The sequence below is a fragment of the Mesorhizobium sp. P3_A8 genome, assembly GCF_056402995.1.
The window spans coordinates 274,477-297,901 of sequence record NZ_JBFUGI010000005.1 but is presented as its reverse complement, the minus strand read 5'-3'; the positions used below and the strand labels follow the sequence as shown (position 1 = coordinate 297,901).

The window sequence follows — 23,425 nt, the reverse complement described above, 5'->3', positions numbered from 1 at the left end:
ATGCTTGAAATCAAAGACATATCCAAACGCTATGGCGAGACGGTCGCGCTTGCCGACGCTTCGATCGCGTTCCGGGCTGGCACCATCCACACCATCCTGGGCGAAAACGGTTCGGGCAAGAGCACGATGGTCAAGCTGCTGTCCGGCATCGTCCAGCCGGACAGTGGCGCGATCCTGCTGCAGGACCAGCGGTTTTCGGGGGCCAACCCGTCGGCCTTCCAGGCGCAAGGTTTTGCCACGGTGTTCCAGGAGGTGCTGATCGCGCCGGACCGCAGCGTGACGGACAACATCCTGCTAGGCCTCGATGGGTTGATCCGCCGCACCGTGCCGCGCAATGAGCGCCGCGACCGAGCGGCAGCCGCACTGAAGCGGTTCGCCGTAACCAACGTTCCGCTCGACACGCCCGCCGGCCTGTTGCCGCTGGCCGCGCAGCAACTGGTGGTTCTCGCCCGCGCGATCGTGCGCAATCCCAAAATCCTGATCCTCGACGAGGTCACCGCGGCACTCGATTTCGCCGACCGCGAATCCGTCTTTTCGCTGATGCGCGCGCTGGCCGGCGAAGGTTGCCTCATCCTGTTTATCACGCACCGCATGGATGAGGTGATGTCGCTGTCGGATCGCATCTCGATCCTGCGCGGCGGCAGTGTGGTGCGCACCGAGGAACGCGGCGCCTCGACACCAGCGGAATTGCTGAAGGCGATGGCGCCCCGTACCGCGGCGGAGTTGGCGCATGGTTGATCACCCGGCTCCTGGTCTAGCCGTCCGCGACCTCGTCATCGCGCCGGGCGCCAGCGCAATAACGCAGACCATCGCTCCCGGCGAAATCGTCGGCCTTGCCGGCCTCGACGGCCACGGCCAGGAACTGTTCCTGAAAATGCTCGCCGGCTTGGCGTCGCCACTTGCCGGCTCGATCGAGTTGGCCCTGTCCGGCCCATCCCGCAAGATCACCGGGTTCCGCAAGGCCGTCGCCAGCGGCATCGCCTATCTGCCGCGCGACCGGCGTGCCAACGGCATTTTTCCGACGCAGTCGGTGCTGGACAATTTCGCCGTTTCGACCTTGTCGCGCGACACCCGTCTCGGCCTGATCAGTCCAACGGCGCGCAAGGCGCGCTACGACATCTACCGCGAAAAACTGTCGATCGTGGCACCCCGGCCGGATGCGCCGATCACCACTCTGTCGGGCGGCAACCAGCAGAAGGTGCTTTTGGCGCGGGCGTTGGCGTTGGAGCCCGCCATCCTGCTGCTCAACGACCCGACGCGCGGCGTCGACGTAGCGACGCGGCATGTGCTCTATGACGTCTTTCGCGGGCTGGCGGCCGACGGCATGGGGCTGGTCATCCTGTCCAGCGAGATCGAGGAGATTCTTCTGCTGTGCCAGCGCGTGCTGGTGTTCCGGGAAAACGAGGTCGCGGCGGAAATCTCCGGCGAAGCGCTGACCACCGACGGCGTGATCTCCGCTATGTTCGGACGTGCGGCATGAGCCCCGTCACGCGCCTCCTCTCTCTTGGACGAAACATCGGCTTTGCGGTGGTGCTGCTGGTCGTCCTGCTTGCGGTCAATCTCATTCTCAGCCCGGGGCGGTTCCAGCCGGGATCATGGGGCGCGCTGGTCGGACTGGCCGCGCCGTTGATCGGCGCGGCCATCGCCTCGACACCGGTGATCCTCGCCGGGCGCGGCGGCATCGACATCTCGGTCGGGCCGTTGATGGGCTTCGTCAACGCAATGGTGATCCAGATGCTTTTCCTCAAAGCCGGCATCTCGTCACCGCTGCTGCTCGTGCCGGCGGCCCTGCTCATCGGCGCGCTGGTCGGCGCGGCGAATGGTTTCCTGGCAACGATCGTGCGCATTCAGCCGATCGTCGCCACGCTCGGCACCTATCTGATCCTCACCGGCATCACGCTGACGATCCTGCCGGCGCCGATCGGCCCGGCGCCGGCGTGGCTCAAGGCCTTGGCTGGTCCTTGGTCGATGCTGCCGCTGGCCTTGATGTTCATCGCCTGGTGGCTGGTGCGGCGCCTTCCCTACTACGACCAGCTGATGGCGGTCGGCAGCGACGACCGCGCCGCCTACACCGCCGGTGTCGATGTCACACGCGTGCGCTTCATCGCCTATGTCATGACCGGCATCTTTGGCGGATGTGCCGGGCTGATGCAGACGGCGCTGATTGGCTCGGCCGACCCCAATATCGGGCCAACCTACACGCTGATCGCGATTGCCGCCGTGGCGCTGGGCGGCGTCAGCCTGGCCGGCGGGCGTGGCGGTGTCGCGGGTGCCGCCATCGGCGCCATCGACATCTTCCTGCTGCAAAGCGTGCTGACGACGTTCAACGTCTCGACCTTCGTGCTGCAGATCGCCTATGGCGCCATACTGGTGCTGGCGGTGATGCTGACCGCGCTGCAGGAACGTCTTGCCACGAGGGGGACGCTGACATGACTGGGCGAAACCTGTTTGCGACAACCAATGCCCGCGTCATCGGCGCTTTCTGCGTCGCCGCCCTTCTGCACCTTGCCGGCACGGTTCTGATTCCCGGCTACTCCGCGCCGTTTGCGATACGCGCCATGCTGGTGCTCGCTTCGCTGCTCGCAGTCGCCTCGATCGGACAGACGCTGGTCGTCATCATGGGCGGCATCGACCTGTCGATCCCCTTCGTCATCGGCTTCGCCAATGTCGTCGCCGCACAGCTCTATGGCGATGGCTGGAATTTTGTCCTGGTCTGCGGCCTCGTCGGCGTTCTGGCGCTTCTCATCGGTGGGCTGAACGGGCTGATCTCGCGCAGCCTCGACATCCAGCCACTCATCGTCACGCTCGGTATCGGCATGGTGGTGCAAGGGTTGGTGTTGCTGTGGACGGCAGGCTTCCCGTCAGGCTCCGCACCGCAGGCGGTTTCCAGCTTCGTGTCGATCGGCGGATCGGCCGGGCCGCTGCCGGTGCCGTGGCTGGTGCCCAGTCTCGTCGTGCTGGCCGCACTCGTCGTGCTGGTGCTGGAGCGGACGCCCTATGGCCGCCGGCTCTATGCGCTGGGCAGCAATCCGGGGGCGGCGCCGCTGGCGCTGATCGATCCGGTTCGCATGTGGGTTATCACCTATGCCGCGAGCGCTTTCTTCGCCGCCGTGGCCGGCGTGCTGTTGCTTGGCTTCACCGGCTCGGCCTATGGCGATGTCGGCCAGCCCTATCTGTTCCAGACGATTGCAGCCGTGGTCGTCGGCGGCGCGGCTTTGGTCGGTGGCCGCGGCAGCTATCTCGGCACGATCGCTGGCGTGCTGGTGCTGACCGAGATTAACACGCTGCTGATCGGCCTCGGCTTCCAGCCGTCGGCGGTGCAGGCGGCACTGGGCTTCATCATCGTGCTGCTGGTCTCGCTCTACGGCCGCGAGCGGCACGTCTCGACGACGATCTGACGGCGGCTACTTCAACCGCCAGAGCTTGCGGGCATTCCCCGACAACAATCCCTCGCGCTCAGAAGCGCTGCAGCCGGAAAGTAGCGCATGGGTCGCGGCAACCCAGGTCGAAAGGCCACCGCCAAGCGTGCAGACCGGCCAGTCACTGCCCCAGACGACACGGTGCCAGCCGAACGAACCGATGGTGTGCTCGACATAGGGCCGTAGTGTCTCTACCGTCCAGGCAGGACCGGCATAGGCAACGACGCCGGAAATCTTGGCCATGACATTCGGACGCTTCGCGATCTCGCTCATGTGCTCGCGCCAAGGATGCTCGGCATTGCCGTTGATGTCGGGCACGCCGCAATGGTCGAGGACGAACTGGACGTCGGGCGCCAGGTCGGCCAGCGCGATCGCCTTGGGGATCTGGTGCGGCAGCACGACGAGGTCGAAGGTCAGGCCGGTGCCGCCAAGCCGCTTGATGTTTTCCCGGAAAAGCGCGCCTTCCGAGAGATCGTCGGGCACGACGTGGAGGACGCGGCGGAAACCCTTGACGAAAGGATTTGTCTGCTGGCGTTCGAGATAGGTGGCAAAGTCAGCCTCTTCCGGCCGGCACGATGCGATCACTCCGGTGAGCATGCTGCCGGGCTGCCGTGACAGATTTTCGACACGTGCGGTCTCTGCTTCGATGTCAGCTGGATCGACATCGACCTCCATGTGCAGCACGCGTTCGACGCCAACACGCTGCGCCTCCGCGGCGTACTCCTCGTAAGAGAAATCGCGGTTGAGCGCCGGCACGCCGGCAAGCCAGGGATAGCGTAAGGCCGAGCGATCGATGAGATGCAAATGGGTGTCGATGATCATGGCAAGGCTCCTCCTCTTGGCTGTTCAAATCATCTCACGGAGGAATTCTTCATTCAAATAAGAATTTATGCCGATGAACCGACAGTCGAGCCTGCCAGGTGCGACAGGTTCTCGCATGTTGCCAGCAACAGCTCGATGGTCCGGGTGATGTCCGGCGCGGCAGGCGTGTTGATGACGGTGATGTAGGGGATCGACAAAGCGGCGATCGCCCTGCCATCGGAACTGCGCACCGGTGCCGAGAGATTGAAGACGCCTGCCGTCTGCATCGAGGCCATCATCTCGTAGCCGCGGTCGCGGATCTGGTCGAGCCGGGTGAAGAACTCCGCCGATTGCGGTGTCTTGTCTGTGCTGCGGACGTATTCCGAAATCATCATCTGCCGCTCTTCCTGCGAGCGGAAGGCGAGCAGCACATGGCCAGATCCGGTGTCGAAGAGGCTGATGTGGGAGCCGACCCGGATCGAGATGCCCCAGTAGTCCGGCGCTTCCTGCTGAGCGATGACCACAGCGGAACCGCGATCAAAAACAACGAGTTGATTGGCCTGCTGCGAGGTCTCGGCCAGCTCGCGCATGAGCGGCGTGGCGTAGGAAACCAGCCGCCGCACCGGGGCGTGCAGTTGCGCCAGGCCGAACAGTTTCAGCGTCAGCGAATAGCGGTCGCCATCGAGCCGAGTGACATAGCCGCGCCGCACCAGCCGATCGAGCATGCGGTAGAACTCATTGGGGCTGCGGTCGAGTTTCTTGGCGATTTCCGCCTGCGTCAGGCCGCCGTCGACGCCAGCCAGCAGCTCAAGGATGTCGAGCCCCTTGTCGAGCGCCGGCGCGCGATAGCGCTCGTCTTCGCTGTCGTCCATGGGTCATCTCTCCAGTGAATTGTTCCCTTCATATACGCAGGAACGCAGCCGGCGGAAACAAATTTCGCCTTGACGTATCCATGAATGTTTTGTTTGTATATGAATGTAGCACTTCTTGTCATCAGACGAGTTGCGGTCGCCTGCCAAGGCGCACCAAGGGAGGATACCAATGAACAGACTGCTTTCCGGCGTGTCCGCCGGCGCATTGTTGCTTGCATTCGGTGCAGGCACGGCCCTTGCCGGCGACCTGCCCGGCAAGTTCGAAGGCGTGACCGTCGACGTGAAACTGATCGGCGGCCAGCAATATGAAAAGCTCTACGAGCGCATTCCCGAATGGGAGAAGGCAACCGGCGCCAAGGTCAACATCCTGACCAAGAAGAACGGTTTCGACATCGACAAGGAACTTAAGTCGGACATCGCCTCGGGCAGCACCAACTGGTGCGTCGGCTGGAACCATTCGTCGTTCGCGCCGCAATATACCGGCCTCTACACCGACCTCAGCAAATTGCTGCCCAAGTCGGAGATCGATGCCTTCGTGCCGTCGACGATCAAGTCGGCGACCATCGACGGCAAGCTGGAAATGCTGCCGCGCGCGCAGTTCGACGTTTCGGCGCTCTACTACCAGAAGAGCCTCTACGACAACGCCGACAACAAGACCAAGTTCAAGGCCAAATACGGCTATGATTTGGTGCCGCCGGACACCTGGAAGGAGGTCACCGACCAGGCCGAGTTCTTCGCCAACCCGCCCAATTTCTACGGCACGCAATTTGCGGGCAAGGAAGAGGCGATCAATGGCCGCTTCTACGAGATGGTCGTCGCCGAGGGCGGCGAATATCTCGACAAGGACGGCAAACCGGTCTTCAATTCCGAGGCTGGCATCCGGGCGCTCGACTGGTTCGTCAATCTCTACAAGGCCAAGGCCGTGCCGGCCGGCACGACCAACTACCTCTGGGACGATCTCGGCCAGGGCTTTGCCTCGGGCACCGTCGCCATCAACCTCGACTGGCCGGGCTGGGCCGGTTTCTTCAACGATCCGAAATCGTCGAAGGTGGCGGGCAATGTCGGCGTGAAGGTCGCGCCGAAAGGGTCTTCCGGCAAGCGCACCGGCTGGTCCGGCTTCCACGGCTTCTCGGTGACCGAAAACTGCCCGCACAAAGAGGCCGCGGCTTCACTGGTGTGGTGGCTGACCAACGAGGACAGCCAGAAGCTCGAAGCCGCCGCCGGCCCGCTGCCGACCCGCACAGCGGTCTGGGATTGGGACCTGAAGCAGGCCGAGAACGATCCTTACAAGAAGGAGGTTCTTTCCGCCTTCCAGGAAGAAGCCAAGCACGCCTTCGCCGTGCCGCAGACGCCTGAATGGATCGAAATCTCGAACGCAGTCTATCCGGAACTGCAAGCGGCGATCCTTGGCGACAAGACCTCGAAGCAGGCACTGGACGAAGCCGCCGCCAAGGCGACGCAGATCCTGCAGGACGCCGGCAAGCTGTAGAAACGACTTCGACGGCTGCCTCCCCCATCGTGATGGGGGAGGCGATCGCGTCTTGGCGTATGCTCGGCGATACATGGCCCTTTCGTCGCGTCCGCCTCGGCGCCAGTCCAATGCAACATTTCAGGAATTCTGATGAAGGGCTTCAAGCCATCCGCGCCATTCCTGCTGCTGCTTCCGGCGTTCATCGTGCTGGCGGCGGTCGTCGTCGTGCCGCTGCTGCTCTCGCTCTATTCCAGCTTCACACCCTTCCGGCTGACCAAGCCCGAGACGTTCTATGTCTTCATCGGCTTCCGGAATTATCTGTCGATCCTGGCCAACACCGATTTCTGGTGGGCGTTCGGCCGCACGGTGCTGCTGCTGACGATCGCGCTCAATCTCGAAATGCTGCTTGGCCTCGGCCTTGCCATGCTGGTCGAGAAGGCGACGCGCGGCCAGCGCATCCTGCGCACGTTGATGATGTTTCCGATGATGTTCTCGCCGATCCTCGTCGGCTTCCAGTTCAAGTTCATGTTCAACGACAATATCGGCTTGGTGAACAACGCTCTGCAGTCGCTCGGCATCACGCAGGACGCCATTCCGTGGCTTATCGAAGGGCACCTCGCCTTCATCGCCATTTCGATCGCCGAGATCTGGTCGTCAACGGCGATCTTCGCCATCCTGATCCTGGCAGGCCTGCTCGCCATGCCCAAGGAGCCGATCGAGGCGGCGCGCGTCGACGGCTGCACACCGTGGCAGACATTCCGCTATGTGACGTGGCCCTTCGTCATGCCCTTCGCCTACATCGCCATGACCATCCGCTCGCTCGACGTCGCGCGCGCTTATGACATCGTCAAGATCATGACCGATGGCGGACCGGCGGGCCGCACCGAACTGTTGTGGACGCTGGTGGCGCGCACCGCCTACAGCGACGGGCGCATGGGCATGGCCAACGCCATGGCCTATTTCTCGATCCTGCTGTCGATCGCCTTCACCGTCTATTTCTTCAACAAGCTCGCCGCGGCGCGCACGCAGATCGGTGCGGAGTGGTGATGGACGAGAATTCTTCCGCCCGCCTGAAGCGCCGGCTGCTCGGCATCGTCTATCGCATCGGCCTGTTCCTGGCGATGCTGACGATCTGCCTGCCTGGCCTGTGGATCGTCATCTCGTCGCTGCGGCCGACCGTCGAGATCATGGCCAAGCCGCCGGTATGGATCCCGCAAGAGGTTTCGTTCGACGCCTATGTTTCGATGTTCTCAGGCATCGGCAAGGGTGGCATCCCGGTCATCGAATATTTCCGCAACTCGCTGATCATCTCGGTGACCTCGACTGTCATTGCGGTCGCCATCGGCATGGCCGGCGGCTACGCCTTCGCGCGCTACCGCTTCCGCGGCAAATCAAGCGTCTTTCTCGGCCTGATGCTGACGCGCACGGTGCCGGGCATCGCGCTGTCGCTGCCGCTGTTCTTCCTCTATGTGCGGCTCGGCATCATCGACACGCATTTCGGACTGATCCTTGCCTATGTCGCGCTCAATGTGCCGTTCACCATCTGGCTGATCGACGGCTTTTTCCGCCAGGTTCCCAAGGATCTCGCCGAAGCGGCGCAGATCGATGGCTGCACGCGCTGGCAGGCGTTCTGGCAGGTCGAGTTCCCGCTCGCCGGGCCGGGCATCGCGTCGGCCGCTATCTTTGCCTTCCTGACCTGCTGGAACGAGTTCGCGCTGGCCTCGCAATTAACCCGCTCGGTCAGCGCCAAGACACTCCCGGTCGGCCTGCTCGACTATACCGCCGAATTCACCATCGACTGGCGCGGCATGTGCGCGCTTGCCGTGGTGATGATCATCCCGGCGCTCACCCTCACCTACATCGTCCAGAAACACCTTGTCGGCGGCCTGACCTCCGGCGCGGTGAAAGGCTGATCCCATGGCAACGGTTTCCCTCAAAAAGCTGACCAAGCGCTACGGCAATATCGGGATCGTGCATGGCATCGATCTCGATATCACCGACCGCGAATTCATCGCCCTGGTCGGCCCCTCCGGTTGCGGCAAGTCGACGACGCTGCGGATGATCGCCGGACTGGAAGAAATCAGCGCCGGCTCGATCGAAATCGGCGGGCGCGTCGTCAACGATCTGCCGCCGCGCTCGCGCAACATCTCGATGGTGTTCCAGTCCTACGCGCTCTATCCGCACATGACAGTGCGCGAGAATCTCGGCTTCTCCTTGAAGATCGCCGGTGCGGCCAAGGAAGACATGGAGCGGCGTGTTGCCGAAGCCTCGGCCATTCTCGGTCTCGACACGCTGCTCGACCGCCGCCCGTCGCAACTGTCCGGCGGCCAGCGCCAGCGCGTCGCCATGGGCCGCGCCATCGTGCGCGATCCCGACGTGTTCCTGTTCGACGAGCCGCTTTCCAATCTCGACGCCAAGCTCAGGACGCAGATGCGCACCGAGATCAAGAAGCTGCATGCCAAGGTGCAGTCGACGGTGATCTATGTCACCCACGATCAGGTCGAGGCGATGACGCTGGCCGACCGCATCGTCATCATGCGCGACGGCCATATCGAACAGGTCGGCACGCCCGACGAAGTCTTCAGGCGGCCGGCGACACGCTTCGTTGCCGGCTTCATCGGCTCGCCGCCGATGAATTTGCATGAGGCAACGATCGAGGACGGCCAGATGGTTTTCGCCAGTGGCGAGAAGCTGCCCCTGCCCGGCCAGTTCAAGGCCAATGTCGCGACCGGCGACAAGGTCGTGTTCGGGCTGCGTCCCGACGACATCTATCCGGCTGGCCATGGCATCAGTTCCGGCGGAGCTGCCGACGTCCACCAGATCGAGCTGCCGGTCACGGTCACCGAGCCGCTCGGCAACGAGACGCTGGTGTTCGTCGAATTCAACGGTACCGACTGGGTCTCACGCATGCTGAACCCGAGGCCGCTTAGGCCGGGCGAGCGGGTGGCCATGAGCCTCGACCTGTCGCAGGCGCATCTGTTCGCCACCGACACCGGAAAGACATTGCGGAGCTGACGGACATGGCCAGAATCGAGAAAGTCGAACTGCGGATGGTGGACCTTGTGCCCAAGGTCAAGCGCACCGACGCCATCCAGAGTTTCGTCAGCCAGGAAACGCCGATCGTCACCATCACCGATTCCGACGGCGCGGTCGGCACTGGCTACAGCTACACGATTGGCACTGGTGGTTCGTCGGTGATGCGGCTTTTGTCCGACCATCTGGTGCCGCGCTTGATCGGCCGCGACCCCGACATGATCGAGGCGATCTGGCACGATCTCGAATTCGCCACGCACGCCACCACGATCGGCGCGATCACCGCAATCGCCATCGCGGCGATCGATACCGCACTTTGGGACCTGCGAGCGAAGAAGCAGAACCTGCCGCTGTGGAAACTGGCGGGCGGCGCCAAAGATCGCTGCCCGCTCTACACGACAGAGGGCGGCTGGCTGCATATCGAGACGGCCGCACTTGTCGACGATGCGCTGGCGGCCAAGGCCAAGGGATTTCGCGGTTCGAAGGTGAAGATCGGCAGGCCGCACGGGTCTGAGGATCTCGCCCGCCTGTCGGCGGTGCGCAAGGCGGTGGGCGACGGCTACGAGATCATGACCGACGCCAATCAGGGCTTTTCGGTTGACGAGGCGATCCGGCGCGCGGCGAGATTGCGCGAACTCGACCTTGCCTGGATCGAGGAGCCGCTGCCGGCCGACGACATTGACGGGCATATCAGGCTGTCGAACTCGACACCGACGCCGATTGCCATTGGCGAGTCGCTCTATTCCATCCGCCATTTCCGCGAATACATGCAGAAAGGCGCCTGCTCGATCGTGCAGGTCGATGTCGGCCGCATCGGCGGCATCACGCCTTGGCTCAAGATCGCGCATGCGGCGGAGGCCTTCGACATTCCGGTCTGCCCACATTTCCTGATGGAACTGCATGTCAGCCTGACCTGCGCTGTTCAGAACGGCCGATATGTCGAGTACATTCCGCAACTCGATGAGTTGACCGGCAAGCATATGCGCATCGAGGATGGCCACGCGTTGGCGCCCGACGAGCCCGGCATCGGCATCGACTGGGACTGGGACGCGGTCAAGGCCATGAGCATCGCCGAATTCACCACGGCGATCACGAAATAGGGGAACGGATATGCAGCGGATGGGGATGGTGTTGGGGCTGAAGCCGGAAAAGGCCGAGGAGTATGTTCGCCTGCATGCCGCCGTCTGGCCTGACGTGCTGACCATGATCTCGGCCTGCAACATCAGGAATTATTCGATCTACCTGAAGCGGCCGGAGAACCTGTTGTTTTCCACTTTCGAATATCACGGCATCGACTATGCGGCCGACATGGCCAGAATGGCCGCCGATCCAAGGACGCAGGAATGGTGGGCTGTCTGCATGCCATGCCAGGAGCCGCTGACGACCCGCAAGGAGGGCGAATGGTGGGCAGATATGGACGAGGTCTTCCATCATGACTGAAGGCGGTTTCGACCCTGCCTCGCTCATCCAGTCCTGGCCCAAACCCTCAAAACCCCGGCCGATCGTCACCTTCGGCGCCGGATCGATCGTCGGCGACGCGCATTTTCCTGCCTACCGAAAGGCGGGGTTCCCGATTGCCGGCCTCTATGATCCGGATCAGGTCAAGGCGCAGAGCCTGGCCGGGAAATGGGGCGTGACGGCGTTCCGTTCAGTCGATGAAGCTGCTGATGTCAAGGATGCGATCTTCGATCTGGCGACGCCGCCGGGACGGCATGCCGATATCCTGAAGGCTCTCCCCGACGGGGCGGTCGCATTGATCCAGAAGCCGATGGGCAACTATCTCGGCGAGGCGACCGAAATCCTCGAAATCTGCCGCGCCAAGGACCTCAAGGCGGCGGTGAATTTCCAGCTCCGCTTCGCGCCGATGATGCTGGCGCTCAAGGACGCCATCGCCAAGGGCTGGCTCGGCGAGGTTGTCGATTTCGACGCCTGGCTGGCGCTGGCCACGCCGTGGGAATTGTGGGAATTCCTGCTCAAGGCGCCGCGCGTCGAGATCGCCATGCATTCGATCCACTATCTCGACCTCATCAGGCAATTACTCGGCGACCCCAAGGGCGTGCACGCCAAGACACTCGGCCATCCCAACCACAAGGTGGCGCAGACGCGCACCAGTGCCATTCTCGACTATGGCGACACCGTGCGCTGCGCACTGTCGATCAACCACGACCACAAATTCGGCCGCCGGCACCAGGCCTGCGAATTCCGCATCTGCGGCACAGAGGGTGCCGCCTATCTCAAGCTCGGCCTCAACCTCGACTATCCCCGGGGCGAACCGGATATTCTGGAGATCTATCCGAAGGGTGGAACGGACTGGGTTGCCGTGCCCTTGGCCGGTGAATGGTTCCCCGACGCCTTCGTCGGCCGGATGGCCAATATGCAGCGCTTTGCCACGGGCGAGGACGACGCGTTGGTCAGTTCGGTCGAGGACGCCTGGAACACCATGGCGCTGGTGGAAGCCGCCTATCGTTCAAGTGCGGCGCCGGCGACGCCGATCGCGGAAAGACCCTGATGGAACAGATCACCTATTTCGAGGACTACGAGATCGGCTCGTCGCGGCTGACCAGCGGCCGCACCATCACCGAGACCGACTTCATCGTCCATGCCGGCCACACCGGCGACTTCTTCCCGCACCACATGGACGCCGAGTACATGAAGACGACACCGTTCGGCCAGCGCATCGCGCATGGCACGCTGGTGTTCTCGGTCGGCATCGGGCTGACGGCCAGCATCGTCAATCCCGTCGCCTTCTCCTATGGCTACGACCGGCTGCGCTTCACCAAGCCGGTGTTCATCGGCGACACGATCCGCACGCGCACCACCATCACCACCAAGGAGGACGATCCCAAGCGACCGGGTTCAGGACGGGTGATCGAGCGCTGCGAGGTGATCAACCAGCGCAATGAAGTGGTGCTAGCGGCCGACCACATCTACATCGTCGAGCGCAAGCCGGCCTGACGAAGTCCGCGCTATGCACCGGTGGCGCGCTTGGTGATGCGCTCCAGGCCGAGCAGCAGGACCAGCGTTGCCGCCACCAGGATCATGGTGAGCGCTGCTCCGGCAAAGATGTCGCCGCGATCGGTGAGGCTGAAGATCGACACCGGCAGCGTCACCCAGCCTGGCGGATAGACCATGACGGTGGCGCCGAGTTCGCCCATCGACAGCGCGAAGCTCAAGCCGAATGCGGCGACCAGATAGGGCGCCAGCAGCGGCAGCGTGACGTGCCACAGCCGGTAGGCCGGCCGCGCGCCGAGGCTTGAGGCCACCTGTTCGAAGTCGGGGGAAAGCCGCGCGAGGCCGGCCGAGACATTGCCGAAGGTGAAGGCCGAGATCAGCACGAAATGCGCGATCATGACGATCGCCACCGTGCCGTTGAGCAGCAGCGGCGGATGGCTGAACGCGACCAGCAAGCCAAGGCCGACGGAGACCGAAGGCACCGCGCTTGGGATAAAGAACAGCAGGCCGAGCAGCCGCTTCAAGGAAGGCCCTTGGAGGCGAAGCGACAGGGCTGCCCAGGTGCCGCTGACCAGCGCCAGTGCGCTGGCCAGGAAGCCGGTGATCAGGCTGGCCTTGACCGAATTCCACGCCGACCCCCTGATGACATCGGTGTAGTGCTCCGTCGTCAGGCCATTGGGCAGCACCCCGTTCCACTGGTCGGCAAGGCTGGACAGGAGAATGACCGCCAGCGGTGCCAAAAAGAGCACGCCGAAGATCAGCGCGAAAAGCACCCACAAAACGATGCGACCGGGGCGCGACCAGACCAGCATGGCTAGACTCCCAACCGGCCGGCTGCGAAGCGGTAGAGGCCGAACAGGCCGAGCGACAGCGCGATGTTGACCACGGCGATGATGCAGGCGACCTGATAGGCCGATTCCTGGATCGCCTTGCCGTAGATCAGCAGCGGCAGCGTGATGACGCCCTTGGCGCCGATGAACAGCACGATGCCGAATTCATTGACGGTCAACAGCAGGCACAGGCTGCCGCCGGCGATGAGCGCGGGAACTGCCGCCGGCAGGATTACCTGGCGAACGATGCGGAACGGGCGTGCGCCAAGCACGCTCGCCGCTTCGATCTGGCCACGATCTACGAGTGAAAAGGCGGCGAGCAGCGGCCGCAGGATGAAGGGCGTGTAGACAGTGACCTCGGCCAGCACCACGCCCCAGGTCGAATAGAGGAAATCGACCGGTGGCAGCGGCAGGGAGAAGGTCTCCATCAGCCCGGCGTTGAGCATGCCGGCGGAGCCGTAGAGGAAGGTGAAGGCGAGCGTCACCAGGAAGGTCGGCAGCGCGATGAACGTGTCAATCAGCCGGGCGATGAAGCCCGAGCCGGGGAACGGCACGAAGGCGAGGATCAGCGCCAGCACGAGGCCGACGATCAGGCATCCGGCCGTCGCCGTCACAGAGATCGTCACCGTGTTGATCAGCGCGTTGAGGAAGAAGCGCGAATGCAGCACGCGAAAAATCTCGGCGGCATTGGCGACACCGCTGTCGTCGAGGAAGGCCTGCCGGGCGATCAGCGCCAGCGGATAGAAGAACAGCAGCGCCAGCAGGGCGGCCGGCGGCACGATCCAGAATTTGCCGGGTTCCCTGCGGATCGCCGGCGCACGAAAAGCGATCGCGTCAGACACCGGCGTCTTCCGGAAGCAGCGAGGTGTCGGCGGGCGCGAAGAACAGCGGCACTTTGGCGCCGGGTTCTGGCAGCGCAATCGGCAGCTTGGTTGCAGAAACGCGCACCGGTGTGCCGTCGACATCGAGCACGAGATGGGTGAGTTCGCCCTGCCAGTGCACTTCCCTCAGCGTGCCGACGATGCGGTTGCTGTGCTCGCTGTCGGCCGTCAGGCTGAGATGCTGCGGCCTTATGCAGAGCAGGCTCTTGTCGCCGGCCTTCTCGTCACGCCCAGCGCCTGTCAGCACTACGTCGCCATGCCTTGCCGTGGCAAAACCCTTCGCACCAACGCCCTCGGCAACGGTCACCGGCAAGAGGTTGGCGCGGCCGAGGAACTCGGCGGTAAACCGGTTCGGCGGGCGGCGGTAGAGTTCCGTCGTCGGCCCGTGCGAACAGACCCGGCCGTCGCGCATGATGGCGATCTTGTCGGCAAGCGTCAGCGCCTCGGTCTGGTCGTGGGTGACATAGAGGATGGTAAGGCCCGGCAAGCTGCGGTGCAGGCGAGCGATCTCCTCGACCATGTTGCGGCGGATCTGCGCGTCGAGTGCCGACAGCGGCTCGTCGAGCAGCAGCACGCGCGGCCGCACGGCCAGAGCGCGGGCAATCGCGACACGTTGCTGCTGGCCGCCCGAAAGTTCGCGGGGATAACGCCGGGCGAAAGTCGCCATGCCGACCGTGGCGAGCGCATCTTTCACCCGTTCGCCGATCAGCGCCTTGTCGGCGCCTTGTGCCCTAAGGCCGAAGGCAACATTGTCCTCGACCCGCATATGCGGAAACAGCGCGTAGTTCTGCACCACCATGCCGAGACCGCGCTCGTAAGGCGGAAGATCAGTGACATCGGTGGCGCCGATGCGGATGCGACCGCTTGCCGGCCGCACGAAGCCGGCAACAGCGCGCAAGGCGGTGGTCTTGCCGGAGCCGGACGGGCCGATCATCGCCAGGATTTCGCCCGGCGCGATATCCAGGGTCAGTGGATGCAGGACGACATGCGCGCCATAGGCGACGCTGACCTTGTCGAAGTGGACATTGGAACCGGCGCCGCGAACTTTCGCGGCGTCGATGTCCATGACACTGGTACCAGTAAAGGCGACAGCCGACATGGCGAAGCTCTCCGGATGGTTTCCTTTGGAGGTCAACTTCCGGTCGCTTCGTTCCACTTCTTGACGTAGTCGGGCAGCTTGCTCAGCGCCTCGTCCCAATTCGGCGACCAGATGGTAACGCCCTTCATCGCTTCCTGCGCCTTGGCGAAGTTGGCGTCATCGGGCTTGACGTCCTTGCGGGCGGGCATGCCGAGCGCCACCGAGCTTATGGTCGACTGGGCTTCCTTGGCGAGCAGGAAGTCGATCAGCTTCTTGCCGTTGTCGGCATTGGGCGCACCGGTGACAAGGCCGATTTCGTAAGGCAGCGCGAAGGTGGAGCGCACGCCGTCGGGACCGGCCGGCCAGAACACCTTGATGTTCGGGTTGTCGGCCATTTGCGACATGTTCATCTGCAGGTCGCCATTGGCGACATGCAGTTCGCCCTTGTTGACCAGCGCGGTCAGCTTGCCGGTCGAAGCGGACGGGCCAACATTGTTGTCCTGCAGCTTCTTCATGAATGCGAAGCCGGCGTCCTCGCCACCGAAAGCATGGATGACCTGCAGCATGACGGCGGTGCCGTCACCGGCCTGGCCGGGGGTCGAATACTGGATCTTGCCCTTGAACTTGGGATCGAGCAGGTCGTTGTAGCTCTTCGGCGCTTCCGAGAGCACGGCGCTGTTGTAGATGAAGTTCATGTAGTTGTTGACGACAGGCCGGTACTTGTCAGCGCCGCCGTCGATCTGGTCGGCGCCTGCCGGCTTGTAGTCCTGCAGCAGGCCGTCAGCGGCTGCGCGCTGGACGAAGGGCGGCAAGGTCACCAGCACGTCGGCCTGGGGGTTCGATTTTTCCTTGGCGACACGCTCGACGACACCGCCGGAGCCGGCCTCGATATACTGTACGGTGATGCCGGTGGCCTTGGTGAAGGCGGCGAATTCGGTCTCGTACCAGCTGCCATTGCCGTCATGCAGGCCGTCGGCGGAATAGATGGTGACGACGCCGTCGGCGAGTGCCGGTGCGACGAGAGCCGACGACGCCAGCAGCGACGCGGCGAAGGTCATGGCGATGGTTGCGTTTCGCGATTTCATGGATCAGTTCCCCTGTGATTGTTGGCACATTCTGCGATGCACTAGGACCGATCGGCTTCGTGTCTCTGGCGGACGTTGAGCCGATTGGATGTCGTCGTTGTGACAACTTTGGGGATCGGCGATCGATAAGTAAAATCTATTTATTTTATGACAGACAAGCTTCTACTGATACTTGTCATAGAACTGTCGCATCCCTGTCGCGGGCCGCGATCGTGGCTACGCGGAAAGCGCCTATCCCTTTGAAAGATATATTTTATCAGCTGAACAGAACGCCTGACGTCTGCGCCCGCAAACGCGGGTCATGCGAGCGGATGGTCACCGACCGGCCGTCGAGGATCTCGAAACAACGCGCGAGCGTGTCGTCCTCGAGCCGGCGCATCGCTTCGTGCGTGAAGAAAGTGAGATGCGGAAACAGGATCACGTTGTCGCGATCGAAAAGCGCACGCATCGGATGGGCCGACCTGGAGAGCGGCTCCACCGAATAGACGTCGAGCCCGACGCCGCCGATGCGCCCGGCAATGATCGCCTCGACAAGGGCCGCCTCATCGATGAGTGCGCCGCGTGAGACGTTGACGATGATGGCGGAAGGCTTCAGGCAGGCGAGTTCCGCCTTGCCGATCAGGCCGCGCGTCCTGTCGTTCAGCACGCAATGGATCGAGACAAAATCGCAGACGCGCAGCATGGCTTGCAGGTCGTCGACCTTGTCGATGCCGGCGGCGTGCATGGTCGCGGCATCGACACCGGGATCGAAGCCGAGAACCCGGGCATGAAATCCCTGGCCGGCCATGCGTGCCATGCTGCGGCCGATCTTGCCGCAGCCGACGAGGCCAAGCGTGGCGCCGGAAATGTCGCGCCCGAGCCAGCGCTGCTCCGGCCAGACCCAGCCATCACGCGACACCGCCGCCGTTATCGCCGGCAGCCGCTTGGCCAGCGCGATCATCAGGGCGAAGGCGCCTTCGGCGACGGTTTCCTCGGCATATTCGGGCACATTGACGACAGGAATGCCGCGCCGCATCGCGGCGGGGATGTCGATGGCGTCGACGCCGACGCCATATTTGACGATGCCCTTCAATTTCCGCGCGGCGCCGATCACCCGCGCGGTAATCGGCGTGTAGCACATCAGCAGAAGATCGGCGTCGGCGACGGCCTCGATGAGATCGTCTTCGGGAATGCCGTCAGGCAGCGTTGCCAACTCGACGCCCCTCGCCCGCAGACCGGCATCGATGCCAGGGCATTCGAGCTCCTGATCGGTGCGCACAGCCTTCACGATCAGGCCGCCAGCACGGCGGCCTCGACAATGTCGAGCGCACGGTCGAGATCATTCTTCGAAATCACCAGTGGCGGTGACAGCGTCAGCACATTGCCCTGGCTGACTTTGAAACTCAGGCCCTGCTCCAGGCAGGCGTAAAAGACGCGCTCGACGAGCTCACGGGCGGGCTGCCGCGTGGCGCGATCCTCGACCAGTTCGACGCCGACCATCAGCCCCCTGCCCCTGACGTCACCGACATGGGGCGAGCGCGCCATCAGGTCTTGCATGCGTCCCAGCATATGTTGGCCAAGCTCGGCCGCACGCTCGACCAGCCCTTCCTCCAGGATGATGTCGATGGTGGTCAGCGCCGCGCGCGTCGTCACCGGGTTCTTCTCATGGGTGTAGTGACCAATGGCAAAGCCGCCGGTGACGTCGAGGTCGCGGCGGGCGATCACAGCGGCGATGGGCAAGATGCCGCCGCCGAGTGACTTGCCGAGAACGACGATGTCTGGTGTCACGCCATCATGCTCATGGGCGAAGAATTTTCCGGTCTTGCCGAGGCCGGTCGGGATCTCATCGAAGATCAGCAGCGTGCCGTGCCGATCACAGGCCTCGCGCACGCGCTTCCAGAAGCCGGGCGGCGGCGGGTTGGGCGTCGCCCGCATCGGCTCGGCGATAACAGCTGCGACATCCTGCTCGCGGCTGAGCACATAGGCAATCATGTTGGCGCAGGCGATCCCGGATGCTTCCAAGGAATCGTGGCCATAGGGGCAGCGGTAACCGTCCCAGGGCGCGACGTGCTCGGTGCCGGTCATCATCGGCCCGGCTATGTGCGAGCGGAAGGTTGCTTCGCCGCCAACGCTCGCGGCACCGAAACCGGCGCCATGGAACGCATCCCAGAACGAAACCGTCTTGAAACGGCCGGTCGCGGCGCGCGCGATCTTCAGCGCCACCTCGATGGCGTCCGAGCCGCCGGTGGTGAACAGCACCTTGCCGAGATCGCCGGGCGCAAGGGCTGCCAGCTTTTCGGCCAGCTCGACGGCGGGTTCACAAGTGAAGCGGCGTGGTGCGAAGCAGAGATCGTCGAGCTGCTTCTTGATCGCCGCCACCAATCTCGGATGGCCATAGCCAAGGTGATGCACGCTGTTGCCGTGGAAATCCATGAAGCGGCGGCCGGCGGTGTCCTCGATCCAGATGCCTTCCGCCTTGGCGATCGTCGACAGGCAGGGGCTGGACAGGCTCTGGTGCATGAAGGCGGCGGCGTCGCGGTCGAGCAGGCCGCGAATGCGGGGATCGTCCTGGCCGACATCCCAGCGGCCGCGTGCGGCTGTGGTGTTGGAATCGCCCTCGGTATGCACAAGCTCAGTTATCGCGGCCATCACCGTCTCCGAAACACGAATGAGGGAGCGTCAAAACGCCCCCTCGGTTGGTCTGCCAGTTGGTTTGACCCGGTCAGGACCAGGGCAGCGAAAATGTCTTCACATTGGTGTAGCTCTTCATCGCTTCGATGACGCCTTCCTTGTAGCCATTGCCGCTGTCCTTGATGCCGCCGAAGGGCGACATCTCGATGCGGTAGCCCGGCACTTCCCAGATGTTGACGGTGCCGACTTGCAGGCCGGCAATGTATTTCTGCATGCGCGGAAAGGAGTTGGTGCAGACGCCCGACGACAGGCCGAAAGCGGTGGAGTTGGACAGTGCTATGAGTGCGTCGTCATCGTCCGGCGCGTGCACGATCGGGATGATCGGCCCAAAGGTTTCTTCCATCACCAGCTCGGATGTGTGCGGCACGCGATCGACGACGATCGGCGGCAACAGCGCGCCTTGGCGGCCCGGATTGTAGAGGATGTCGGCGCCTTGCTCGGCGGCCATATGAACACGGGCCTCGAACAGGGCTGCCGCCTTCTCGTGCACCACGGTGCCGAGGTCGGTCGAGCGGTCCATCGGATCGCCGAAGCGGATCTTCTTCGCCCGCTCCAGCACCATCGGCACGAAGCGGTCGGCGACGCTTTCCTGGACGAGGATGCGCTTGACCGCCGTGCAGCGCTGGCCGGAGTTTTTCGTCGCTCCGGCCACCGCCAGGTCCGCCGCCTTTGCCAGATCCTCGTCCGACAAATCGTTGAGGATGATCAGCGGATCGTTGCCGCCAAGTTCCAACACCTGACGCTTGTAGCCGGCGGTGCGGGCGATCATCTTGCCGACCGGCACGCCGCCGGTGAAGGTGATCAGGTCGATATTCTCGTTGGTTATCATCTCGTTGCCGATGTCGACCGGCCAGCCGGTTACCACCGACAGCATTTCCGGCGGCAGGCCGGCTTCGTAGAGAATGTCGGCCAAAAGCAGCGCCGTCATCGGCGTCAGCTCGGTCGGCTTGACCACCACGCAATTGTTGGTGGCGATCGCCGGCGCCACCTTGTGCGAGACCATGTTGAGCGGATGGTTGAACGGCGTGATCGCCGAGATCGCCTTCAGAGGCTCGCGGGTGGTAAAAATCTTGCGCGCCTTGCCGTGCGGGGTGAGATCGCAGGAGAAGATCTGGCCGTCGTCCTGGATGCACATCTGCGCCGACAGCGTGAACACGTCATAGGCGCGGCCGACTTCGTAGAGCGAGTCGGCCTTGGAGATGCCGAGTTCCAACGTGATGAGATCGGAGATTTCCTCGCGGCGCGACGCCAGCGCTTCAGCCGTGCGAAACAGGATCTGCTGGCGCTCGTAGCGCGTCAGCTTCGACTTGTAGCCGGCGGCGATCTCGAAGGCTTGGCGCGCATGCTCAGCGCGGCCGGCCGGAACGGTGCCGATAACAGTGTCGTTCCAGGGATAGCGCACCTCGACGACGCCATCGGCATCGACTTTCCTGCCGGCAATGCGCATCGGCTCGTGGCGAACTTTGATGGCAGGGTCAAGCTTGGTCATGGGTTCTGCTCCAGCAGATTCTTTGGTACGTCGCGGCGGGAGATCGACCCCCACTCCGGCCCTTTCGGGCCACCTCTCCCCCGATCGACGGGGGAGAGGAAATCAGGCGAGGTCGGCGCTCCCAAGCTTGCGGGCAAAGCCGCTTCTAGCCCTGGCGCCCTTCCTCTCCCCCGTCGATCGGGGGAGAGGTGCCGAGCGAAGCTCGGCGGAGTGGGGGTCGACAATCACGCTCGACATCACGCCAGAGCCGCCGCCATCGTCGCGTAGTAGAACGCATCGAAGTTGCGCAGCGTCGGCTCGTTCGGCAGGTCCGGCAGCACGCGGTTGACGATGAACGGCACCTCTTGCTCGGTCAGCCCGCCATGCGAGCGCAGCGGTTCGTTGAGGGCCGCCAGATCGTGGCGGTGTTCTGAGGTGCCGATCGTCTTGTTCTCGGTCGAGATCAGCACGATGTCGCCGATGCGGTCGGCCGGCAGTTCGAAACGCTCGCAAGCCGTCGGACTGTCGACGACCAGCATGATGCCGTCAATCTCCGCCAGCCGCGCCATGATGCCGGCCTGATCCGCACCAGCTGGAAGATAGGCGGTGGCGAAGGAACCAAGCGCGCCGTGGTGCACGACATAGGGGTCGGTGATCGGCAAGATGACTCTGGCGGCGTCCTTGCCAAGCCACTCGTCGAGCAGGTCCTGGACATAGACGACGTCGGGCGAGCCATCGGCCTTGTGCTTGGGCTTCATGCCATGGTCGGCGGTGACGACGATCGCCGCGCCCAGCGCATCGAGTTCGGTCAGGTATTTGTCGAACATTTCGTAGAAGGCGTTGGCCTGCGGTACGCCCGGTGCGTATTTGTGCTGCACGTAGTCAGTGGTGGTCAGGTACATGATATCCGGGCGGAATTCCCTGAGCAACTGGACGCCGGCGGCGAAGACGAATTCCGACAGTTCGGCCGAATAGACCTCCGGCACCGGCAGGCCGAAATGCTTGGAGGCATTGTCGAGGCCGTGTTCTGCGACGGTCGTGGTGTCCGACTTTTCCGCCGAGAAGCACAGCGCACGGCCTTCGGCGAAGGCCAGTCCCTTGCCGAGCAGGGCGCGCAGCTTGTCCTTGGCGGTGACCACCGCCACCTTGGCGCCGGCATCGTAGAAGGCCTGAAAAATGGTCGGCGCGCGCAGGAAGCGCGGGTCGTTCATCATCACTTCCTTGCCGGTCTCGCGCTCGTAGAGATAGTTGCCGCAAATGCCGTGCACTGACGGCGGACGGCCGGTGGCGATCGACAGATTGTTGGGGTTGGTGAAGCTCGGAATGACCGAGTGGGCAAAGCGCACCGTGCCCTTCTGCTTGATCCTGACCAGAGCCGGCATCAGCCCGGCCTTGATCGCTTCGTCGAGATAGGCCGGTTCGCAGCCGTCAAGGCAGATGGCGATGGCCGGCACACGCGGCCAGGCGTAGGTGCGGCCGTTGACTGCGACATTGATGGGAGACATCTGGTTCATCGAAAAATCCTCGAGATCGGCCGCTTCAGGCGGCGAGTTTGGCGCGCTCGGCGAGTGCGGCTGCGGGTGGAGCGGCGGTGTCGACGCCCATTTCATGAAGCGAGAAAGCCGCCGCCTCGACGACACGGCGCATGACATGTTCGTCCATCTGGCCGATGCAGCCAACGCGGAAGCTATCCACGGCGGTCAGCTTGCCCGGATAGATGATGAAGCCCTTGTCCTTCATCAGCTCGTAGAAGCGGTCGAAGGCGAAGTTGGCGTGGGCCGGGTTGAAGAAGGTGACGATGATCGGCGACAGCCAGCGATCCCCAAGCAAGGTCTCGAAGCCGAGGTCGCGCATACCGGCCACCATGACGTCGCGGTTCCTGGTGTAGCGGGCGCCTCGGCCGGCAACACCGCCCTCGGCCTCGTGCTGGCGCAGCGCTTCGAGGAAGGCGGCGACGACATGCGTCGGCGGCGTGTAGCGCCACTGGCCTGTCTTGTTCATGTGCGCCCATTGCGCATGAACGTCGAGCGACAGTGAATGGCTGCGACCCTTGGCTGCTTCCAGCTCGCTCTTGCGGGCGATGATGAAGCCGAAGCCCGGCACGCCCTCGATGCATTTGTTGGCGGACGAGACCATAGCCTCGTAGCGGATCTCGTTGACGTCGAGCGCGACGGCGCCGAAGGCGCTCATGGAATCGACGAGCAGCTTGCGACCCTTGGCATGGACGGCTTCGGCAATCTCGGCGACCGGGTTCAAAATGCCTGAGCTGGTCTCGCAATGGATGGCGATGACATGGGTGATGGCCGGGTCGGCCTCAAGGGCCGCCGCCACCTCGTCGCCGCGCGGCGGCAGATAGTCGCCCTTGTCGATCAGCGTATAGGCGCGGCCAAGATACTGCATGGTCTGCGCGGCGCGCAGGCCGTAGGCGCCGTTGGCCAGCACCAGCACCTTGCCGTCTTTCGGGACGAATGAGCCGAGCATTGCTTCGACACAGAAGGAGCCGCTGCCTTGCATCGGCACGCAATCGAATTCGCCGCGTGTATCACCGGTCAGCGCCAGCAGGCGGCGGCGCATATCTGATGTCATGGCGCGAAAATCGCCGTCCCAGGATCCCCAGTCGCGCAGCATGGCCTGCTTGACCGAATAGGCCGTGGTCAGCGGACCCGGGGTCAGCAGATAAGGTTCGCCCAACGCCGGACTGGCCAGCGGCTCCGCGGCAAATTTGGTCTCGGCGAGCATGGTGTCCTCCGACAGATCGCTGCTTTTTGATATGGCCTTAGTCTCGGCCCGAACGACATATTTGTAAAATCGTTATTTCATATCGAAGTATCGATTTAAGCGATGGATAAGTTGGCCGGCTTCCGT

23 protein-coding genes are annotated in these 23,425 nt (G+C 63.5%); 12 read left to right on the top strand and 11 right to left on the bottom strand.

Annotated features, from left to right (window positions below; all coding sequences use genetic code 11):
* From AC1DX4_RS14460 to AC1DX4_RS14445, 4 genes are read left to right on the top strand one after another with little or no spacing between them, the layout of a single operon-like run.
* On the top strand, window positions 1-738 hold the full coding sequence (locus AC1DX4_RS14460) for an ATP-binding cassette domain-containing protein (protein WP_477220944.1): 738 nt from the start codon (window positions 1-3) through the stop codon (window positions 736-738).
* Complete coding sequence (locus tag AC1DX4_RS14455) at window positions 731-1,480, top strand: ATP-binding cassette domain-containing protein (protein ID WP_477220943.1); 750 nt, start codon at window positions 731-733, stop codon at window positions 1,478-1,480. The genes AC1DX4_RS14460 and AC1DX4_RS14455 overlap by 8 nt, the downstream gene beginning before the upstream one ends.
* Complete coding sequence (locus AC1DX4_RS14450) at window positions 1,477-2,433, top strand: ABC transporter permease (RefSeq protein WP_477220942.1); 957 nt, start codon at window positions 1,477-1,479, stop codon at window positions 2,431-2,433. Before AC1DX4_RS14455 ends, AC1DX4_RS14450 begins: the two co-directional genes overlap by 4 nt.
* Window positions 2,430-3,398: an ABC transporter permease gene (locus AC1DX4_RS14445; protein ID WP_477220941.1), complete on the top strand. Its 969-nt coding sequence runs from the start codon at window positions 2,430-2,432 to the stop codon at window positions 3,396-3,398. The genes AC1DX4_RS14450 and AC1DX4_RS14445 overlap by 4 nt, the downstream gene beginning before the upstream one ends.
* Before the next feature lie 6 nt (window positions 3,399-3,404).
* On the opposite strand, the gene AC1DX4_RS14440 is transcribed toward AC1DX4_RS14445, so the two are convergent.
* The gene (locus AC1DX4_RS14440; RefSeq protein ID WP_477220940.1) at window positions 3,405-4,241 is read right to left on the bottom strand and encodes an amidohydrolase family protein; all 837 of its coding nucleotides are present in this window, start codon (window positions 4,239-4,241) and stop codon (window positions 3,405-3,407) included.
* A 65-nt stretch (window positions 4,242-4,306) separates the two neighbouring features.
* The gene (locus AC1DX4_RS14435) at window positions 4,307-5,092 is read right to left on the bottom strand and encodes an IclR family transcriptional regulator (protein ID WP_477220939.1); all 786 of its coding nucleotides are present in this window, start codon (window positions 5,090-5,092) and stop codon (window positions 4,307-4,309) included.
* A gap of 169 nt (window positions 5,093-5,261) precedes the next feature.
* Between AC1DX4_RS14435 and AC1DX4_RS14430 the strand changes: the two genes are divergently transcribed.
* The 8 genes from AC1DX4_RS14430 (at window position 5,262) to AC1DX4_RS14395 (ending at window position 12,551) form a co-directional block, all read left to right on the top strand.
* Window positions 5,262-6,581 carry an ABC transporter substrate-binding protein gene (locus AC1DX4_RS14430; RefSeq protein WP_477220938.1) on the top strand — a complete coding sequence of 440 codons (1,320 nt, stop codon included), beginning with the start codon at window positions 5,262-5,264 and terminating at the stop codon, window positions 6,579-6,581.
* Between the two features lie 132 nt (window positions 6,582-6,713).
* Window positions 6,714-7,610 carry a carbohydrate ABC transporter permease gene (locus tag AC1DX4_RS14425; RefSeq protein ID WP_477220937.1) on the top strand — a complete coding sequence of 299 codons (897 nt, stop codon included), beginning with the start codon at window positions 6,714-6,716 and terminating at the stop codon, window positions 7,608-7,610.
* Window positions 7,610-8,476 carry a carbohydrate ABC transporter permease gene (locus tag AC1DX4_RS14420; protein WP_477220936.1) on the top strand — a complete coding sequence of 289 codons (867 nt, stop codon included), beginning with the start codon at window positions 7,610-7,612 and terminating at the stop codon, window positions 8,474-8,476. The genes AC1DX4_RS14425 and AC1DX4_RS14420 overlap by 1 nt, the downstream gene beginning before the upstream one ends.
* 4 nt (window positions 8,477-8,480) lie before the next feature.
* Entirely contained in the window at window positions 8,481-9,578 is a 1,098-nt protein-coding gene (locus AC1DX4_RS14415; RefSeq protein WP_477220935.1) for an ABC transporter ATP-binding protein, read from the top strand.
* 5 nt (window positions 9,579-9,583) lie between these two features.
* Complete coding sequence (locus AC1DX4_RS14410; RefSeq protein WP_477220934.1) at window positions 9,584-10,696, top strand: mandelate racemase/muconate lactonizing enzyme family protein; 1,113 nt, start codon at window positions 9,584-9,586, stop codon at window positions 10,694-10,696.
* Between the two features lie 10 nt (window positions 10,697-10,706).
* Window positions 10,707-11,036, top strand: coding sequence for an L-rhamnose mutarotase (locus AC1DX4_RS14405; protein WP_477220933.1), 330 nt, complete (start codon window positions 10,707-10,709; stop codon window positions 11,034-11,036).
* Window positions 11,029-12,105 carry a Gfo/Idh/MocA family protein gene (locus AC1DX4_RS14400; protein WP_477220932.1) on the top strand — a complete coding sequence of 359 codons (1,077 nt, stop codon included), beginning with the start codon at window positions 11,029-11,031 and terminating at the stop codon, window positions 12,103-12,105. Before AC1DX4_RS14405 ends, AC1DX4_RS14400 begins: the two co-directional genes overlap by 8 nt.
* A complete protein-coding gene (locus AC1DX4_RS14395) occupies window positions 12,102-12,551 on the top strand; it encodes a MaoC/PaaZ C-terminal domain-containing protein (protein WP_477221094.1) in 450 nt (149 codons plus the stop codon). Before AC1DX4_RS14400 ends, AC1DX4_RS14395 begins: the two co-directional genes overlap by 4 nt.
* Before the next feature lie 11 nt (window positions 12,552-12,562).
* On the opposite strand, the gene AC1DX4_RS14390 is transcribed toward AC1DX4_RS14395, so the two are convergent.
* From AC1DX4_RS14390 to AC1DX4_RS14350, 9 genes are all read right to left on the bottom strand, one after another.
* Window positions 12,563-13,360 (bottom strand): ABC transporter permease subunit, encoded by a 798-nt coding sequence (locus AC1DX4_RS14390; protein ID WP_477220931.1) that lies wholly within the window; start codon window positions 13,358-13,360, stop codon window positions 12,563-12,565.
* Between the two features lie 2 nt (window positions 13,361-13,362).
* On the bottom strand, window positions 13,363-14,220 hold the full coding sequence (locus AC1DX4_RS14385; RefSeq protein ID WP_477220930.1) for a 2-aminoethylphosphonate ABC transporter permease subunit: 858 nt from the start codon (window positions 14,218-14,220) through the stop codon (window positions 13,363-13,365).
* Complete coding sequence (locus AC1DX4_RS14380) at window positions 14,213-15,358, bottom strand: ABC transporter ATP-binding protein (protein ID WP_477220929.1); 1,146 nt, start codon at window positions 15,356-15,358, stop codon at window positions 14,213-14,215. Before AC1DX4_RS14380 ends, AC1DX4_RS14385 begins: the two co-directional genes overlap by 8 nt.
* A gap of 32 nt (window positions 15,359-15,390) precedes the next feature.
* The gene (locus AC1DX4_RS14375) at window positions 15,391-16,422 is read right to left on the bottom strand and encodes a 2-aminoethylphosphonate ABC transporter substrate-binding protein (RefSeq protein ID WP_477220928.1); all 1,032 of its coding nucleotides are present in this window, start codon (window positions 16,420-16,422) and stop codon (window positions 15,391-15,393) included.
* Window positions 16,423-16,678: 256 nt separating this feature from the next.
* Window positions 16,679-17,689, bottom strand: a complete 1,011-nt coding sequence (locus tag AC1DX4_RS14370) for an NAD(P)-dependent oxidoreductase (protein ID WP_477220927.1) — start codon at window positions 17,687-17,689, stop codon at window positions 16,679-16,681.
* Window positions 17,690-17,691: 2 nt separating this feature from the next.
* Window positions 17,692-19,050: a (R)-1-hydroxy-2-aminoethylphosphonate ammonia-lyase gene (gene pbfA / locus AC1DX4_RS14365; protein WP_477220926.1), complete on the bottom strand. Its 1,359-nt coding sequence runs from the start codon at window positions 19,048-19,050 to the stop codon at window positions 17,692-17,694.
* 73 nt (window positions 19,051-19,123) lie between these two features.
* Window positions 19,124-20,581, bottom strand: a complete 1,458-nt coding sequence (phnY, locus tag AC1DX4_RS14360; protein WP_477220925.1) for a phosphonoacetaldehyde dehydrogenase — start codon at window positions 20,579-20,581, stop codon at window positions 19,124-19,126.
* Window positions 20,582-20,817: 236 nt separating this feature from the next.
* A complete protein-coding gene (phnA, locus tag AC1DX4_RS14355; protein WP_477220924.1) occupies window positions 20,818-22,074 on the bottom strand; it encodes a phosphonoacetate hydrolase in 1,257 nt (418 codons plus the stop codon).
* A 25-nt stretch (window positions 22,075-22,099) separates the two neighbouring features.
* Window positions 22,100-23,299 carry a 2-aminoethylphosphonate--pyruvate transaminase gene (locus AC1DX4_RS14350; RefSeq protein WP_477220923.1) on the bottom strand — a complete coding sequence of 400 codons (1,200 nt, stop codon included), beginning with the start codon at window positions 23,297-23,299 and terminating at the stop codon, window positions 22,100-22,102.
* Window positions 23,300-23,425 lie beyond the last annotated feature (126 nt).

Coding starts and splice junctions, on each gene's coding strand:
- AC1DX4_RS14390 (WP_477220931.1), bottom strand. CDS start 13,360: ATGCTGGTCTGGTCGCGCCCCGGTCGCATCGTTTTGTGGGTGCTTTTC.
- pbfA (WP_477220926.1), bottom strand. CDS start 19,050: ATGGCCGCGATAACTGAGCTTGTGCATACCGAGGGCGATTCCAACACC.
- AC1DX4_RS14415 (WP_477220935.1), top strand. CDS start 8,481: ATGGCAACGGTTTCCCTCAAAAAGCTGACCAAGCGCTACGGCAATATC.
- AC1DX4_RS14420 (WP_477220936.1), top strand. CDS start 7,610: ATGGACGAGAATTCTTCCGCCCGCCTGAAGCGCCGGCTGCTCGGCATC.
- phnY (WP_477220925.1), bottom strand. CDS start 20,581: ATGACCAAGCTTGACCCTGCCATCAAAGTTCGCCACGAGCCGATGCGC.
- AC1DX4_RS14380 (WP_477220929.1), bottom strand. CDS start 15,358: ATGTCGGCTGTCGCCTTTACTGGTACCAGTGTCATGGACATCGACGCC.
- AC1DX4_RS14430 (WP_477220938.1), top strand. CDS start 5,262: ATGAACAGACTGCTTTCCGGCGTGTCCGCCGGCGCATTGTTGCTTGCA.
- AC1DX4_RS14410 (WP_477220934.1), top strand. CDS start 9,584: ATGGCCAGAATCGAGAAAGTCGAACTGCGGATGGTGGACCTTGTGCCC.
- AC1DX4_RS14450 (WP_477220942.1), top strand. CDS start 1,477: ATGAGCCCCGTCACGCGCCTCCTCTCTCTTGGACGAAACATCGGCTTT.
- AC1DX4_RS14350 (WP_477220923.1), bottom strand. CDS start 23,299: ATGCTCGCCGAGACCAAATTTGCCGCGGAGCCGCTGGCCAGTCCGGCG.
- AC1DX4_RS14440 (WP_477220940.1), bottom strand. CDS start 4,241: ATGATCATCGACACCCATTTGCATCTCATCGATCGCTCGGCCTTACGC.
- AC1DX4_RS14375 (WP_477220928.1), bottom strand. CDS start 16,422: ATGAAATCGCGAAACGCAACCATCGCCATGACCTTCGCCGCGTCGCTG.
- AC1DX4_RS14445 (WP_477220941.1), top strand. CDS start 2,430: ATGACTGGGCGAAACCTGTTTGCGACAACCAATGCCCGCGTCATCGGC.
- AC1DX4_RS14425 (WP_477220937.1), top strand. CDS start 6,714: ATGAAGGGCTTCAAGCCATCCGCGCCATTCCTGCTGCTGCTTCCGGCG.
- AC1DX4_RS14435 (WP_477220939.1), bottom strand. CDS start 5,092: ATGGACGACAGCGAAGACGAGCGCTATCGCGCGCCGGCGCTCGACAAG.
- AC1DX4_RS14460 (WP_477220944.1), top strand. CDS start 1: ATGCTTGAAATCAAAGACATATCCAAACGCTATGGCGAGACGGTCGCG.
- phnA (WP_477220924.1), bottom strand. CDS start 22,074: ATGAACCAGATGTCTCCCATCAATGTCGCAGTCAACGGCCGCACCTAC.
- AC1DX4_RS14455 (WP_477220943.1), top strand. CDS start 731: ATGGTTGATCACCCGGCTCCTGGTCTAGCCGTCCGCGACCTCGTCATC.
- AC1DX4_RS14405 (WP_477220933.1), top strand. CDS start 10,707: ATGCAGCGGATGGGGATGGTGTTGGGGCTGAAGCCGGAAAAGGCCGAG.
- AC1DX4_RS14400 (WP_477220932.1), top strand. CDS start 11,029: ATGACTGAAGGCGGTTTCGACCCTGCCTCGCTCATCCAGTCCTGGCCC.